Raw genomic sequence first — 14881 nt, forward strand, 5'->3', positions numbered from 1 at the left:
CGCGCGCGAGAAGCCGCCAGACAGGCCAGAGCAAGGCAGCAACAGGCCCTGGCCGCCGGACCAGTGCCTGCGGCCAGCTCAATGCAGCGCGGTGCCCCTGGCGCCGCGGCTGCGCGCCATCTTGACGCGGTACATGGCCGCATCGGCCTTTTGCAGCGCGTCGTCGGCGTCAATGGAGTCCGGCCGCAGGCAGACCACGCCCACGCTGGCGCCGCCGTAGTCCAGCGTCTTGCCATCGGGCAGCTCGACCTTCATGACCGAGGCCTCCGACAGGCGCTGCTGCAGGTCGCGCGATACGGCGTCGGCCTCGCTGCCGAACAGCGGGCCCACGCCGATGAAGACGAACTCGTCACCGCCGAAGCGCGCCAGCATGTCGGCGCTGCGCAGATGGGAGGACAGGCGCTCTCCCATGGCGCGCAGCAGTGCGTCGCCGGCCTCGTGGCCGTGCTCGTCGTTCACGTTCTTGAAGCGGTCCAGGTCGATGAAGCCCACCACCACGCATTCCTGGCTGCGTGCGCAGCGCGCAATCAGCCGGCCCAGCTCGTCGGTGAGGCAGCGCCGGTTGGGCAGGCCGGTCAGCGGGTCCAGCAAGGCCAGTGCCGCCAGCTCCTGGTTGGCCTTGCTCAAGCTGGTGATGAGCTGCTCGCGCTCCACGCGCTCGGCGATGAGGTTGGCGAACAGGCGCAGCAGGCCCTGGGCCTCGGTGCTCAACGCCTGGGAGGTCTTGCTGGCCGCGCACAGCGTGCCGTAGAGCTGGCCGTCGGAAAAGCGTACCGGGGCGCTGGCGTAGGTGCGAATGCCCAGTTCACGCGCGGCCTCGGAGTCGCCCCAGCAGGCACCGACATCGGGCGTGTACATGCGGCCTTCGTCCAGGGCGCGCTTGCACAGCGTGTCGCCCCAGGGGACGACCAGGCCTTCGGGAATCTGCATCTCGCTCGCGTTGCGCGCGTACAGCACGCGCTGCTGGCCCTGTTCTTCGTTGATGGTGGTGAGATAGGTGGACTCCAGATGCGTACTCTCTTCGAGCATTTGCAGCAGGGGCCGCGTCAACTCTTCCAGAGAATGCGCCTGGGTCACGGACTGGGACAGGCGCTGGACAAGGGACTCCATGAAATACCTCTCGAAATGACGACGGAAGCAGACTGCCCGCGCGCCTGATGAGGGAATGGGAAGGCAGGCGGGCCGGCACCAATTTGGGGATTGTGACCCGGCCAGACGCAGGCGGGAAGCATCCCGGCCGCGCTGCAGGCCGATAAGCCTGCGCGCCACGCGCCGCTGTCAGCAGGCCGACACAGGCGGCCATATCACCTGCACGCGCAGGCCGCCCAGCGTGGGCGAGCGGTCGAGCAGCAGGCGTGCTCCATGCCGCTGGGCAATGGTCTGCACGATGGCCAGGCCCAGTCCGCTGCCCTGCGCCTGCTGGCCCGCAGAAGCCGCTGAAGCCGCAGAGGGCCCACGCACAAAGCGCCGCAGCACCAGTTCGCGCTCGCTTTCGGCAATGCCAGGGCCCGAGTCCTCGACCACCAGCGCGCGGCCCTGGGCATCGCTGCGCCAGCCCACATCGACGCGGCCGCCTTGCGGCACGTACTTGATGGCGTTGTCCAGCAGGTTGCGCACCAGCATCTGCAAGGCCTGTGCGTCGCCCGCCACGGCAAAGGACTGCCGCAGATGCGGGGACTCGCTCAGGCCCATGTCCAGGCCGTGCTGCTGGGCCGCCACGGCCTGGTCCGCCAGGGCCTGCTCCACCACCTCGCGCAGGTCCACGTCGGCAGGTGCAGCCGTGGCAGCGCCGTGCTGCCCCTGCATGCCTTGCAGGCCTGGGGCCGTGCCTTGTACCGTGCCTTGGGCTTCCTGCCGCGCCAATGTCAACAATTGTTCGACGAGCCGTGTGGCCCGGTCTATGCCGGCCGAAAGACGCTGCACGGCCTCGTCATGCGCGGCCGCATCGGGCGCGCGCTGCAAGGCCACCAGTTGCAGCTTGAGCGCGGCCAGCGGAGAGCGCAGCTCGTGCGCGGCGTCGGCCACGAAGTGCTGCTGCGCCTCGAAGGCCTGGCCCACGCGCTGCAGCAGCGCGTTGAGCTCGGCCACCAGGGGCCGCACCTCGTCGGGCAGGCCCTCGGCCGGCACGGGGGCCAGGTCCTGCGGGCGGCGCGCGGCCAGCTCGCGGCGCACGCGCTGCACGGGCGCCAGCGAACTGCGCACCACCCACCACACGGCCAGCGCCAGCATGGGCGCCAGCAAGGCGATGGGCAGCAGGCTTTGCCAGGCGGCATCGCGCGCCAGCGTGCGGCGCACGCGCATGTCCTGCGCCACCTGGATCACCTGCGAGCGCGTCTGCAGCGAGAACACGCGGTAGACGGTGCCGCGCGCGGGCACATCGGCAAAGCCCAGCACGGCCATCTGCGGCAATGCCGCACCCAGCGCGGACTCGAAAATGCGCAGGCCCTCGTTGGTCCAGACCTGGACGATGAATTCGTGGTTCTCATCCTCGGGCGGCGTACCCTGGGGCCTGCCGCGCGCATCCACCGGCAGGCCGGCGCGCAGCGCAAAGGCGGTCTGCTGCATCTGGTAGTCGAACAGGGTGTCGGTCTGCAGCAGCGCGTTGCGGTAGGCCAGCAGGCCCTGCAGCAGCGCGGTGAGCACGATGGCCGCCCCCAGGAACAGGAGCAGCCGCGTGCCCAGTGCGCCGGGCAGGCGGCCGCGCAGCCGGGCGATGACAGAGTAAGCCGGCGCCGTCATGGCTTGGGCACCATGTAGCCCACGCCGCGCACATTGAGGATCAGCCCCGCGCCCAGCTTCTTGCGCAGGCCGTGGATGTAGACCTCGATGGCGTTGCTGCTGACCTCGTCGCCCCAGCCGTAGAGCTTGTCCTCGATCTGCTGGCGCGACAGCGTGCTGCCCGGGCGCGCCAGCAGCGTCTCCAGCACCGCCCATTCGCGGCCGGAGAGCACCACGTCGCGCCCCTCGACACTGGCCTCGCGCGTGGCGGGATTGAGCCGCACGCCTTCGCGCTCGTACAGCGGATCCATTGCGCCCGACGCCCGGCGCGCCAGCGCACGCAGCCGCGCGAGCAGCTCGTCCAGGTCATAGGGTTTGACCACGTAGTCGTCGGCCCCCGCATCCAGCCCGGCAATGCGGTCGCGCACGGCATCGCGCGCCGTGGCCACCAGCACCGGCGTGCGGTCGCGGCGCCCGCGCAGGCGGCGCAGCACCTGCAAACCGTCCTGCCCCGGCAGGCCCAGGTCCAGCAGCACCATGTCATAGCCATGGCCGCCACCCGGGCCGGGGCACAGGGCCGCATCGGCCTGCAGGCCGTCACGGACCCAGTCCACCGCATGGCCCTCGCCGCGCAGCAGGGTCTGCACGGCCTCGCCGATCATGGCGTCATCTTCGACAAGCAGTAAGCGCATGGCAGAAGAATAGCTCCCTGGACGGCTGGCTCAGTTCTGAGGCACATGCCGCCCGAAACTGGCGCGCTCAAACGTCAGGGGCAGCGAGCAAGGGCCTAAGCCGGCCGCGCCGCCCCGCCGCGAGGCTGTCGTCCCCCTCCTTCGCGAAGCGATTAGAGAGGGGGAAGGCGCGCAGCGACTCAGGGGGTGAGCGGCGGTCACACCGCCGCTTCAATCTTCGGCATGGCCATGCGGGCCTTGGTCAGCGCCATGCCCAGGTTGGCCGTGCGCCGGCAGACGAAGACGGCCACGTAGTCGGGCATGAGCTTGCCGCGCAGGAAGACGTGGATGAGGTTGTCGCTGTTGACGATGAGTTCCTGGAAGTAGTGGTGGCCGTCGTCCTTGAGGCCGCGCGACTTCTTGAACAGGCTCTCGATCATCGAGACGTTGGGGCCGTTGAACAGGTCGGCCGTGGCAGCGGCCACGAGATCGATGACTTCGCGCGGATGCGAGTCCACCGTGCGGATGGCCAGCAGCATGCCGGAGGCGGCATCCACATAGCCGATGGCCAGACATTCGGGCACCGAACCGGCCACCTCGCTCAAAACGTTATCCAGGCTCATTGCAGCTTTCCTTTTTTGTGAATGGATGTGATCGGTCAGCCCATCTTCAGCAGCAGTGCCACTTCGTACGCATACAGCAGGTCCTCCTGGGCCTGGGACTGCACGTACTGGGCATCGATGAGGCGCACGCGGCGCAGCGCCTCGTCGGCGGTGAGGCCCTCGCGCACCAGCCATGCGGCCAGCACCGTGCCCGTGCGGCCCAGGCCGGCCAGGCAGTGCACGGCCAGCACCTCGCCCGCGCGCAGCATGGCCGACATGCGCGCCAGCAGCATCTGGATCTGGGCCACCGACGGTGATTCGTGGTCCCGCACCGGCAGGTGCAGGTTGCGCAGGCCATGGCGCTGCAGCGGCTCCTGCGGCAGGTCGTTTTCGGTCAGCGTGATCAGCACGGTGACGCCGCAGCCGCGCAGGGCCTTCAGGTCGAAGTCCATGGACTGCACCACGCCCGGTTGCGGCGCGCCCGCCAGCCGGCCCGGCACCAGCCAGGCAAAGCCGCTGGGGCCACGGCTGGCCGGCACGGCCTGCGGGTCGGCCACCAGCGGCTGCCAGTCCACCAGCACGGAGGGATTGACGGCGCGCGGCCGGGCTGCGGCAGCGGGTGCAGGTGCGGGCGCGGGTGCTGGTACCGGCGCAGGGACGGGTACGGGCTCAGGTGCAGGCATGGGCTCGGATGCAGGCTCGGCGGCCACTGCGTCCGACAGGAATTCGGAGATCGCGGCCACGGCCGCTGCAGGCAGCGGAGGAGGCAGGGGCACGCCCTCCTCCAGGTCTTCGGCCCGCGCATCGGGCGAGGCCACGGCACAGCTGCCGGTGCGCAGGAACTGCTGGCCCGCCAGCGACAGCGGCGCACGCTGGAAGGCTTCCATGGATTGCGCCTCGGCAATGCGGCCGCCGGCCAGCAGCAGCATGTCCTGCGCCACGGCCTGTGCGTGCTGCTGGTGGTGCGTGCTCATCAGCACGGCCGTGCGCTGGGCCACCTGGCGCAGCAGCTCCAGCAGCACGAAGGCCTCGTAGCCCTCAAGCTCTGCCGTGGGCTCGTCCACCATCAGCAGGGCCGGCTCGGCCAGCGCCTCGCGCAGGATGGCCACGGCACGCTGCTGCACGGGGGACAGCTGCAGCGCCGGCTGGTCGAACATCAGCGCAAGCTCGGGAAAGCCGAAGGCCTGCACCTGCGCGCGGCACCAGTCGCGCAGCGCATGCGGCACCAGCTTGAGGCGGGGCCGGGCCAGCTCGACGATGGCGTCGAAGGTGCTGGCCATCATCAGCCGGGCCTGCTGCTGCACCAGGCGCGGCGCCTGCATGGCGCCGGTCCATTCCTGGCCCGCGTAGCGCACGCTGCCCCAGCGGCGAAAGCGCGGATTGGCGGCATTGAGATCGGCCAGCGTGCGCAGCAGCGTGGACTTGCCCGAGCCGCTGGGGCCCAGCAGGGCCGTGATGCCGTGGGTGGGCAGCGTGAAGTCCACCTCAGCCAGGATGACGCGCGCGCCGAACGATGCGCCCAAACCCGCCGCCTGCAAGCTGTAGTCCTGCTTCAAAGCATGCCCTTCCTGTTTTGCCATGGGCCCTTGCGGGCGCTTCTTCCTGAAACCAGAACGGTGCACGCCCGCCTGGATGGGCCGGCAGTCTAAGCGTATTCGCTCTATCTCAAATCGTCACAATTTGAAACACCGCTAACGCAAAAGGACGCGAATTCACAGAATACAACCATCACATTGCCGCACGAATGCAGGAATAGCCAGCCACTGGCCGGTTGAATTCCCCATGCAATAAGCCCCGGCACATTCGTGCCGGGGCTGTGCGATCAATTCAGTGTGCAGGTGCTTTTCAGTCCCTTACCTCCTTTCGCTTACCCGAGACGTACGGGAACAAATATCCTGTTGCCATCGCGCCAAATCAGCACGGCCACGGTCTTGCCGGCCTTGGCCATGGCGGCGCGCACGGCCTCGATATCACCGGCAGGCGAGCCGTTGATGGACAGCAGCACATCGCCCTGCGTGATGCCGGCCTCGGCCGCCGGGCCTGCGGCGTCGGCAACGACCAGGCCGTCCTTCACGCCGATCTGCTGCTTTTCCTCGGGCTGCAGCGGGCGCAGGGCCAGGCCCAGCTTGCCCTTGCCGGCGTCGGGCTTGTCCTTGGCCACCTTGGCGGCCTTGTCGCTGGCATCGCCCAGCACGGCGCTGAGCGTGCGGGCCTCGCCGTTGCGCCATATCTCCAGCGTGACCTTCTGGCCCGGCAGCGCCTGGCCCACAAAGGCCGGCAGATCACCCGAGCCCACGATGGGCTGGCCATCGATCTTGCGCACCACGTCGCCGGGCTCCAGTCCCGCCTTGGCGGCAGGGCCGTTCTTATCCACGCTGGACACCAGGGCGCCTTCGGGACGGTCGAGCTTGAAGGAATCGGCAAAGGCCTGGTTCACCTCCTGCACGGCCACGCCCAGCCGCGCATGCTGCACCTTGCCCGTGGCCACGATCTGCTGCTGCACGCGCGTGGCCACCTCGATGGGAATGGCGAAGGACACGCCCTGGTAGCCGCCCGAACGCGAGTAGATCTGGCTGTTGATGCCCACCACCTCGCCGCGCGCATTGAACAGCGGGCCGCCCGAGTTGCCGGGGTTGATGGCCACGTCCGTCTGCAGGAAAGGCACGAAGCTGTCGTCCGGCAGGGTGCGGCCCTTGGCGCTGACCACACCGGCCGTCACGCTGCTCTCGAAGCCGAAGGGCGAGCCGATGGCCAGCACCCAGTCGCCCACGCGCAGATCGGCCGTCTTGCCCAGCGACACCGTGGGCAGGTTCTTCGCCTCGATGCGCAGCACGGCCACGTCGGTCTTGGGATCGGCGCCCAGCACCTTGGCGCTGAACTCGCGCCGGTCGGTCAGCTTGACGGTCACTTCCTTGGCGCCGCGCACCACGTGGGCGTTGGTCAGGATCAGGCCGTCGCTGGAGACGATGAAGCCCGAGCCTTCGCCGCGCGTGGGCACGTCGCGCTGGGGCTGGCCCTGGCCCATGCCCGGCATGCCGGGCACGCCGAAGCGGCGGAAGAATTCAAAGAACGGATCGTTGGGGTCCATGCCCGGCACGCCCTGCTGCCCCTGGCGCGCTGCGGCCTCGTCGCCGTCCTCGCCCATGGCACGCGAGCTGCCGACCACGCTGATGTTGACCACGGCCGCGCCATTGCGCGCCGTGATGTCGGCAAAGTTGGGCGCCGCCACGGCGCCGGCGGGAGAAGCAGGAGAAGCGGCAGAAGCAGGCTGTGCTGCAGGCGCAAACAGCGACGTGGCGGCACGCGCATCGCCATGCACCACACCAACCAGACCGGCGCCCGTGGCGCCCAGGGCGCCGATGGCACCTGCGGCCACCAGGGCCAGCACCAGACGGCGGGGAGTCGACAGAATCTTGTTCATGGCAGACCTTTCCTCAAAAGCAGCGTTCCTTGCTGCGTTGGGGAGAAGTCTGAAGGGGCAGACTTAGGCGAGGCTTAGAGGCCTCGCCGTGCATCTCAGATCAGCGCCAGCACCTTCTCCGGCGGGCGGCACAGCGCCGCGCCCTTGGGCGTGACGACGATGGGGCGGTTGAGCAGCACCGGGTGCTCGGCCACGGCGGCGATCAACTGCGCATCGCTGGCCAATGCATCGCCCAGGCCCAGCTCGGCGAAGACGGCTTCCTTGCTGCGCAGCAGCTCGCGCACGGGCATGCCCAGCTGCCGGACCAGGGCCTGCAGTTGCTCAGCGTCCAGGGGCTGGGCGATGTAGTCGACGATGGTCGGCTCTATGCCGTTGTCGCGCAGCAGGGCCAGCGCGCCGCGCGAGTTGCTGCAGCGGTTGTTGTGGTAGATGGTGATGTCGGTGCGGGGGGCGGTGGTGTTCATGGGCCGCAGTGTAGGCCCATGAAAATGCGTCTCAGGCCACGGCTTCCTCGGGATGGGCATCGACCTCGCGGCCGGGCAGCAGCAGGTTCAGCCCCACCGCGACCAGGGCGCCGACGGTAATGCCCGAACCGAAGACTTCGCGCACGAAGGCAGGCATGCGGGCCAGCAGGTCCGGGCGCACCGTGACCGCCAGGCCGCAGCCCAGCGAGACCGCGATGATCAGGCTGGCGCGCCGCGAGTGCTCGGCGCCGCTGAGCATGCGGATGCCGGCAGAAATGATCATGGCAAACATCATCAGCCCCGCGCCGCCGAGCACGGGCTGCGGAATCGTCACCACCAGTGCGCCCAGCACAGGAAAGAGTCCGGCCAGCAGCAGCATGACGCCCGTCAGCATGACCACATGGCGGCTGGCCACGCCGGTCAGCGAGACCACGCCCACGTTCTGGGCGAAGGTGGACAGCGGAGGGCTGGACATCACGGCCGCGAAGGCCGAGCCCACGCCGTCGCACAGCATGCCGCTGGACAGGCGCTTGCCGTCGATGCGCGTCTGCGTGGCCGCGCCCAGGGCCATGAAGGTGCCCGTGGTCTCGACGATGGTCACCAGAAAAGCGATGGACATGGCGACGATGCCGGCCACCGGGAACGTCATGCCGAAGCTCAGCGGCTGCGGGATGGCGAAGACCGCAGCCTCGCTCACCTGGGTGAAGTCGATCAGGCCCAGCGCCAGGCACAGCACATAGCCGCAGGCGATGCCCAGCACCACGGCCGAGGCAGAGACGATGCCCCTGCCCCACTGCACGAAGCCGATCACCAGCACCAGCACGAAGCCGGCGATGGCCAGGTGGCCGATCGCGCCGTAGTCGCTGCGGCCCACGCCGCCCGCAGCCCAGTCCACGGCGACGGGGGTCAGCGACAGGCCGATCATGGTCACGACCACGCTGGTCACGGTGTGCGGGAAGAAGCGGCGGATCACGGGCATGAAGTAGCTGCCCACGATCATCACCAGCGACCCTACCAGCGAGGAGCCCAGGATGCCGGCCACACCATGCTCCAGCCCCACGCTGATGCCCGCGCCCACGAAGGCGAAGCTGGTGCCCATGACGCAGGGCAGCCGTATGCCCACGGGCCCCACCCCTCTGCACTGGACGATGGTGACCACGCCCGAGCCCAGCAGCGCTGCATTCACCAGCGCCACGATCTGGTCGGCCGGCAGCTTGAGCGCCCCGCCGAAGACCAGGGGCACGGCGATGATGCCGCCCAGCGCCGCCAGCAGGTGCTGCAGCGACAGAAGGACCGTGGTGATGAGCATTGGCGGTCGGTCTTCCACCTTGTAAAGCAGTTGTTCCATTGTCTTGTCTCCTTGTGTCCTGGCCGTTGGCCTCTTCAGAGGCGCTTGTATGTATGTCGGGGCAGTGGTGCCGGAAAAGGGTGGGGGTCCTGAAAGTGCTGTCCGGGTCTTCGAGCCTCCTGGAGATGCTTCGGGGAAATGGCGCAGCGCGGCAGGTCGGCACCCGCGATGGCCTGGGTGCCGGCCTGCCGCGCTGCAGGGTGATGTCAGTGGCCCGCTGCGCGCTCGAACAGCGTGCGGGCCAGCTCGCGGTGGCGTGTCAGCACGCGCGGCAGGTCGGCCGTGAGCAGGTGGCCGTCACGCACCACGACGCGCCCGTTGATGACGCTGGTGGACACGTCGGTGGGCGTGCAGAACACCAGCGCGGCCACGGGGTCATGGCCTGCGCCCGCGTAACCCACGCCCGACATGTCGAAGGCCACGAAGTCGGCCGACATGCCCGGCGCCAGCGCGCCGATGTCGTCGCGCCCCAGCACGCGCGCGCCGCCCAGCGTGGCGATCTCCAGCGCCTCGCGCGCGCCCATGGCGGCAGGGCCGTGGCCCACGCGCTGCAGCAGCAGGGCCTGGCGCGCCTCGCCCAGCATGTGGGCGCCGTCGTTGGAGGCGCTGCCGTCCACGCCCAGGCCCACGGGCACGCCCGCATCGCGCATGGTGCGCACGGGTGCGATGCCCGAGGCCAGGCGCATGTTGGAGCACGGGCAATGCGCCACGCCCGTGCCCGTGCGCGCGAACAGCGCAATGCCCTCGGCATCGAGCTTGACGCAGTGGGCATGCCAGACATCGGGGCCGACCCAGCCCAGGCTTTCGGCGTACTGCGCGGGGGTGAGGCCGAATTTCTCGCGAGAGAAGGCGACGTCGTTGTCGTTCTCGGCCAGGTGGGTGTGCAGCGACACACCATGCGCACGCGCCAGCACGGCGGACTCGCGCATCAGCTCGCGCGTCACCGAAAACGGCGAGCACGGCGCCAGCACCACGCGCAGCATGGAGTGGCGTGCGCTGTCGTGGTACTGCTGGATCAGGCGCAGGCTGTCGCGCAGGATGGCTTCCTCTTCCTCCACCACCGCGTCGGGCGGCAGGCCGCCCTTGCTGCGGCCCAGGCTCATGGAGCCGCGCGCCGCATGAAAGCGCATGCCCATCTGCTGCGCCGCGGCGATGGAGTCATCCAGCCGAGCGCCATTCGGATACAGGTACAGGTGGTCGCTGGTGGTGGTGCAGCCCGACAGCATCAGCTCGGCCATGGCGGTCTGGGTGGAGACGTGGATCATCTCCGGCGTGAGGTGCGACCACAGCATGTACAGGTTGGTGAGCCACGAGAACAGCTCCGCATCCTGCGCGGCCGGCACGGCGCGCGTGAGGCTCTGGTACATGTGGTGGTGCGTGTTGACCAGGCCCGGCATGACCACGCGGCCGCGCATGTCCAGCACCTGGGCCGTGCCGTCGTCCACCATGCGGCGGTACTGCGGCGGCAGATCGGCCGTGGCACCCACCCATTGCACGGCCGGGCCGTCGGCCACCAGGGCGCCGTCGCGGATCTCGCGGCGCTGCGCATCCATGGTGACGAGTACATCGGCGTTCAGTGCGATCAAGGTCATGGCGTTCTCTTCTTCGAAATGGAAAAGCCGCCAGTCTAGGAAGGACAAGCCATTGCCGATAGCGCTGAATTCCGCCCGATGTGTCCACAAAAAGTGGACAAGCGCCTAAGACTCACCGCCCCCCGGCAAACAGCCTGGCCAGCGCCTGGCCGATGGACTGGGCCATCAGCTCGCCCGCCGCGCTCAACTGCCCCCTGGCCCGGCCGGTCAGCACCAGCGTCTGCCGCCGCAGATGCGCATCGCGCAAAGGCACGAAGACCAGGGCATTGCGGCTGCGCTCCTCCATCACGTCCAGCGGATTGAGCAGGGCGATGCCCTCGCCCAGCATGACCAGGCGCTGGATCAGCGCCATGGAGGTGGACTCGGCCACGGGCGTGACCTCGATGGCGTTGCGCGCAAAGGCTTCGTCCAGCAGGCTGCGGATGGACAGCGGCGGCGCGGGCAGGATGAGCGGATGGCCTATGCACTCGCTGAGCAGCACGGACGATTGGCGCGCCAGCGCATGCCGGGGCGGCACGATGGCGCCGATCTGCCATTCGCTGATGGCCAGCGCGCGCAGCGCGGGGCGTTCGGACAGGTCGTAGGCCAGGCCCAGGTCGGCGTCGCCGCCTTCCACGGCGGCCGCGATGTCGCTCAGGGGCAGGTCGATGATGCGCACCACGATGCCCGGGTGGCGCTGGCGGAATTCATGCACCAGCGAGGGCAGCAGCGAGCCGGCCAGCCCCGTGGTCGCGGCCACGGTGATCTCGCCGCTGCGCGCGCCCTGCAGTTCGGCAATGCGCTCGCGCAGCGCCGCATGCTCGCGCAGCGTGGCGCGCACATGGGCCAGCACCATCTCGCCCGTCGGGGTAAGGCGCAGGCGCTTGTGGATGCGCTCGAACAGGGGCGTGCCCAGCTCGGCCTCCAGGTCGAGGATCTGGCGGTTGACGGCCGTGGGGGCCACGTGCAGATGTTCGGCCGCCTTGCGGATGGAACCGCGGCGGACCACTTCGTCGAGATAGCGCAGGACTCTGGCGTGCATGGCGCGAGCGTAGCGGGGTTTGCCGGGCCGCGCTTTGCAGCGCCCGGCGGCAGGCTCAGCGGGCCGTGCCCGGGCGCTCGGCGCGCAGCGTGCGGCTGAGCATGATCACGGGGATCAGGCCCACCAGCACCAGGGCCAGCGACGGCAGGGCGGCCTCGCCCAGGCGTTCGTCGCGCGCGAGCTGGTAGGCCACGACGGCCAGGGTGTCGCTGTTGAAGGGGCGCAGCACCATGGTGGCGGGCAGCTCCTTCATCACATCGACGAAGACCAGCAGCGCCGCCGCTGCCGTGGAGCGCCTGAGCAACGGCCAGTGCACGCGCGACAGCATGCCCCAGGCGCCCGTGCCCAGCATGCGGGCCGAGTCGTCCAGGCTGGGCGCGATGCGCGCATAGCCGCTTTGCATGGACTGCAGGGCCACGGCGCAAAAGCGCACCAGGTAGGCCCAGACAATGCCCACGGCGGTGGCCGTGACCAGGCCGGCAAAACCCCATTCGGGCCGCACCTGCTGCACCCAGCCCACGGGCAGCAGCAGGCCGACGACGACCACGGCGCCCGGCACCGCATAGCCCAGGCTGGCCAGTTGCACCACGCCGCGCGTGACGGCCGACTCCTTGTGGCGGCGCACGGCAAACGCCAGGGCCACGGCGATGATGACGGCCAGCACCGAGGTGATGGCGCCCAGGCGCACGCTGTTGAGCGCCCAGTCGAGGAAGCGGTCCCAGGGCAGCACCGACCAGTCGGCCGCCAGCGGGCGCAGCATGAAGAACACGGGCGCCACAAAGCCCATGAGCACGGGCAGCAGGCACACCAGCCAGGCCAGCGCGCAGCGCCAGCCGCGCAGGCGCAGCGGCTGCGCCTCGGCCGAGCCGGCACGGCCCGCGCCGCCGGTGACGAAGCGCATGCGCCGCTGCGCGCGCAGCTCCAGCTGCAGCAGCAGCACCACCAGCACCAGCAGGAAGGTGGCCAGCTGCGCGGCGGCAATGCGGTTGTCCATGGACAGCCAGGCCTTGTAGATGCCCGTGGTGAAGGTCTGTATGCCGAAATAGCTGACCACGCCGAAGTCGGCCAGCGTCTCCATCACCACCAGGGCCACGCCAGCGGCCACGGCCGGGCGCGCCAGCGGCAGCGCCACCGACCAGATGCGCCGCGACAGCGGCGCGCCCATCAGGCGCGCGGCCTCCATCAGGTGCGCGGCGCGTTCGCCCAGCGCGGTGCGCGCCAGCAGGTAGACATACGGGTAGAGCGAGAAGATGAAGACCCAGACCGCGCCGCCGAGGCTGCGCACCTCGGGCAGGAGCCGGCCTTCCAGGCCATAGGTGTCGCGCAGCCAGGTCTGCAGCGGGCCGCTGAACTGCAGGAAGTCGGTATAGGCATAGGCAGTGACATAGGCCGGCATGGCCAGCGGCAGCAGCAGCAGCCATTCCAGCTGACGCCGGCCCCGGAAGTCGAACAGCGTCACGGCCGCCGCCGTGCCCGTGCCCACGATGGCCGCGCCCAGCGCCACCAGCAGGCCCAGCCAGACCGTGGTCCACAGATAGCCGGGCAGCACGGTGGCCGCCATCTCGCGCAGGATGGAGCCGGCCAGGGCATCGCCCTGCCCCAGAGGCAGCCAGGAGCCGAGCACGGCCAGCACGGGCAGCATCAGCACCAGGGCCAGCAGGAGCAGGGGAAGGGAGCGGAGTACGGACGACAGACGGCGCAAAGCGGAGGTCTCGGCTAGAGGATGAGGGGGAGGATCTGGCTGCCGGGCTATGGAACGGGCCGGGATCCGCGGCAGCCACCGGCCTGTGGGCCGAGGTGCCGCCGAGACCGGACGTGCCTGCGGGCTGCTGGAGTCGGCGGGCTCCGGGCATGCCCCTGGCCCGCCAATGCAAATGCGAATTCTATTCATTTGCGCGGTTCTACAATCGCCGCATGTTTTTGACCGTCTCCCAACTCGAGGTGCGCTACCCGGGCCGCGACAGGCCTGCCGTGCAGGGCGTCACGCTGAATCTGGCCGCTGGCGACATCGGCGTGCTCATCGGCCCCTCGGGCTGCGGCAAGACCACGCTGCTGCGTGCCGTGGCGGGCCTGGAGCCCGTGAGCGGCGGCGAGATCCGCATCGACGGCCAGCTCGTGGGCAGCGCGGATTTCTCGCTCCCTCCCGAGCAGCGGCGCATCGGCATGGTGTTCCAAGACTATGCGCTGTTCCCCCATCTGAACGTGGGCCGCAACGTGGCCTTCGGCATCCACCATCTGCCCAAGGCGCGCCAGGCCGAGCGCGTGGCCGAGGTGCTGGAGCTGGTGGGCCTGGCCGGCAGTGCAGGAAGGTTTCCGCACGAGCTGTCAGGCGGCCAGCAGCAGCGCGTGGCGCTGGCCCGCGCGCTGGCGCCCAGCCCGCAGCTGATGCTGCTGGACGAGCCGTTTTCCAACCTCGACGTGGACCTGCGCGAGCGCCTGGCGCATGAGGTGCGCGGCATCCTCAAGGCCGCAGGCGCCACGGCCCTGTTCGTCACGCACGACCAGCTGGAGGCGTTTGCCATCGGCGACATGATCGGCGTGGTCCACCAGGGGCAGCTGCAGCAGTGGGACGACGCCTATTCGCTGTACCACCGGCCGGCCACGCGCTTCGTGGCGGACTTCATCGGCCACGGCGTCTTCGTGCCGGCCACGCTGGCGCCCAGCGGTGCCGGCGGCGTGGTGGCGCGCACGGCGCTGGGCGATCTGGTCGATCCGGCCACCTGCCCGCTGCCTGCGCAGTTCCCGGGCGGCGAATGCGATGTGCTGCTGCGCGCCGACGATGTGGTGCACGACGATGCCTCGCCCGTGCAGGCGCGCATCCTGCGCAAGGCGTTTCGCGGCTCGGAGTTCCTCTACACGCTGGAGCTGGCCAGCGGCCACAGCGTGCTGGCCCATGTGCCCAGCCACCACGACCATGCGGTGGGCGAGTGGGTGGGCATACGGCTGGACATGAATCACGTGGTCGCCTTCCCGCGCGAGAGACAGGGCACTGCGCAGACCGCAGCGGCCTGAGCAGGCGGCCGCCGCCGCGCCGTCCAGGCCTT

General features: G+C 69.7%; 12 protein-coding genes. 1 reads left to right on the plus strand and 11 read right to left on the minus strand.

Annotated features, from left to right (window positions below):
* Window positions 1–78 precede the first annotated feature (78 nt).
* From AAN986_RS23215 to AAN986_RS23265, 11 genes are all read right to left on the minus strand, one after another.
* Window positions 79–1110 carry a sensor domain-containing diguanylate cyclase gene (locus tag AAN986_RS23215; RefSeq protein ID WP_016453209.1) on the minus strand — a complete coding sequence of 344 codons (1032 nt, stop codon included), beginning with the start codon at window positions 1108–1110 and terminating at the stop codon, window positions 79–81.
* A 168-nt stretch (window positions 1111–1278) separates the two neighbouring features.
* Entirely contained in the window at window positions 1279–2739 is a 1461-nt protein-coding gene (locus AAN986_RS23220; RefSeq protein ID WP_047217494.1) for an ATP-binding protein, read from the minus strand.
* Window positions 2736–3410 (minus strand): response regulator transcription factor, encoded by a 675-nt coding sequence (locus tag AAN986_RS23225; protein ID WP_017405435.1) that lies wholly within the window; start codon window positions 3408–3410, stop codon window positions 2736–2738. The genes AAN986_RS23220 and AAN986_RS23225 overlap by 4 nt, the downstream gene beginning before the upstream one ends.
* A gap of 197 nt (window positions 3411–3607) precedes the next feature.
* Window positions 3608–4012 (minus strand): hypothetical protein, encoded by a 405-nt coding sequence (locus AAN986_RS23230; RefSeq protein ID WP_012203525.1) that lies wholly within the window; start codon window positions 4010–4012, stop codon window positions 3608–3610.
* 35 nt (window positions 4013–4047) lie between these two features.
* Window positions 4048–5571 (minus strand): ATP-binding cassette domain-containing protein, encoded by a 1524-nt coding sequence (locus AAN986_RS23235; protein WP_349335494.1) that lies wholly within the window; start codon window positions 5569–5571, stop codon window positions 4048–4050.
* Between the two features lie 287 nt (window positions 5572–5858).
* The gene (locus tag AAN986_RS23240) at window positions 5859–7412 is read right to left on the minus strand and encodes a Do family serine endopeptidase (RefSeq protein ID WP_016447917.1); all 1554 of its coding nucleotides are present in this window, start codon (window positions 7410–7412) and stop codon (window positions 5859–5861) included.
* 95 nt (window positions 7413–7507) lie between these two features.
* Window positions 7508–7876 (minus strand): arsenate reductase (glutaredoxin), encoded by a 369-nt coding sequence (arsC, locus tag AAN986_RS23245; RefSeq protein WP_047217492.1) that lies wholly within the window; start codon window positions 7874–7876, stop codon window positions 7508–7510.
* A 31-nt stretch (window positions 7877–7907) separates the two neighbouring features.
* Window positions 7908–9224, minus strand: a complete 1317-nt coding sequence (locus tag AAN986_RS23250; protein WP_047217491.1) for a nucleobase:cation symporter-2 family protein — start codon at window positions 9222–9224, stop codon at window positions 7908–7910.
* Window positions 9225–9430: 206 nt separating this feature from the next.
* Entirely contained in the window at window positions 9431–10816 is a 1386-nt protein-coding gene (locus tag AAN986_RS23255; protein ID WP_013804017.1) for an 8-oxoguanine deaminase, read from the minus strand.
* Window positions 10817–10928: 112 nt separating this feature from the next.
* Window positions 10929–11837 carry a LysR family transcriptional regulator gene (locus tag AAN986_RS23260; RefSeq protein ID WP_016447921.1) on the minus strand — a complete coding sequence of 303 codons (909 nt, stop codon included), beginning with the start codon at window positions 11835–11837 and terminating at the stop codon, window positions 10929–10931.
* Window positions 11838–11892: 55 nt separating this feature from the next.
* On the minus strand, window positions 11893–13539 hold the full coding sequence (locus AAN986_RS23265; protein ID WP_047217489.1) for an iron ABC transporter permease: 1647 nt from the start codon (window positions 13537–13539) through the stop codon (window positions 11893–11895).
* Window positions 13540–13751: 212 nt separating this feature from the next.
* Here AAN986_RS23265 and AAN986_RS23270 point away from each other — a divergent pair, with 212 nt between their 5' ends.
* The gene (locus AAN986_RS23270; protein WP_034364323.1) at window positions 13752–14849 is read left to right on the plus strand and encodes an ABC transporter ATP-binding protein; all 1098 of its coding nucleotides are present in this window, start codon (window positions 13752–13754) and stop codon (window positions 14847–14849) included.
* The last annotated feature ends 32 nt before the right edge of the window (window positions 14850–14881 follow it).

It is taken from the genome of Delftia sp. DS1230 (assembly GCF_040112715.1).
GTDB lineage: Bacteria > Pseudomonadota > Gammaproteobacteria > Burkholderiales > Burkholderiaceae_C > Comamonas > Comamonas tsuruhatensis.

Bases quoted from the DNA above. Each gene is read 5' to 3' on its own strand.
- AAN986_RS23240 (WP_016447917.1), bottom strand. From the start codon at position 7,412: ATGAACAAGATTCTGTCGACTCCCCGCCGTCTGGTGCTGGCCCTGGTG.
- AAN986_RS23230 (WP_012203525.1), bottom strand. From the start codon at position 4,012: ATGAGCCTGGATAACGTTTTGAGCGAGGTGGCCGGTTCGGTGCCCGAA.
- AAN986_RS23215 (WP_016453209.1), bottom strand. From the start codon at position 1,110: ATGGAGTCCCTTGTCCAGCGCCTGTCCCAGTCCGTGACCCAGGCGCAT.
- AAN986_RS23255 (WP_013804017.1), bottom strand. From the start codon at position 10,816: ATGACCTTGATCGCACTGAACGCCGATGTACTCGTCACCATGGATGCG.
- AAN986_RS23235 (WP_349335494.1), bottom strand. From the start codon at position 5,571: ATGGCAAAACAGGAAGGGCATGCTTTGAAGCAGGACTACAGCTTGCAG.
- AAN986_RS23270 (WP_034364323.1), top strand. From the start codon at position 13,752: ATGTTTTTGACCGTCTCCCAACTCGAGGTGCGCTACCCGGGCCGCGAC.
- arsC (WP_047217492.1), bottom strand. From the start codon at position 7,876: ATGAACACCACCGCCCCCCGCACCGACATCACCATCTACCACAACAAC.
- AAN986_RS23220 (WP_047217494.1), bottom strand. From the start codon at position 2,739: ATGACGGCGCCGGCTTACTCTGTCATCGCCCGGCTGCGCGGCCGCCTG.
- AAN986_RS23225 (WP_017405435.1), bottom strand. From the start codon at position 3,410: ATGCGCTTACTGCTTGTCGAAGATGACGCCATGATCGGCGAGGCCGTG.
- AAN986_RS23260 (WP_016447921.1), bottom strand. From the start codon at position 11,837: ATGCACGCCAGAGTCCTGCGCTATCTCGACGAAGTGGTCCGCCGCGGT.
- AAN986_RS23250 (WP_047217491.1), bottom strand. From the start codon at position 9,224: ATGGAACAACTGCTTTACAAGGTGGAAGACCGACCGCCAATGCTCATC.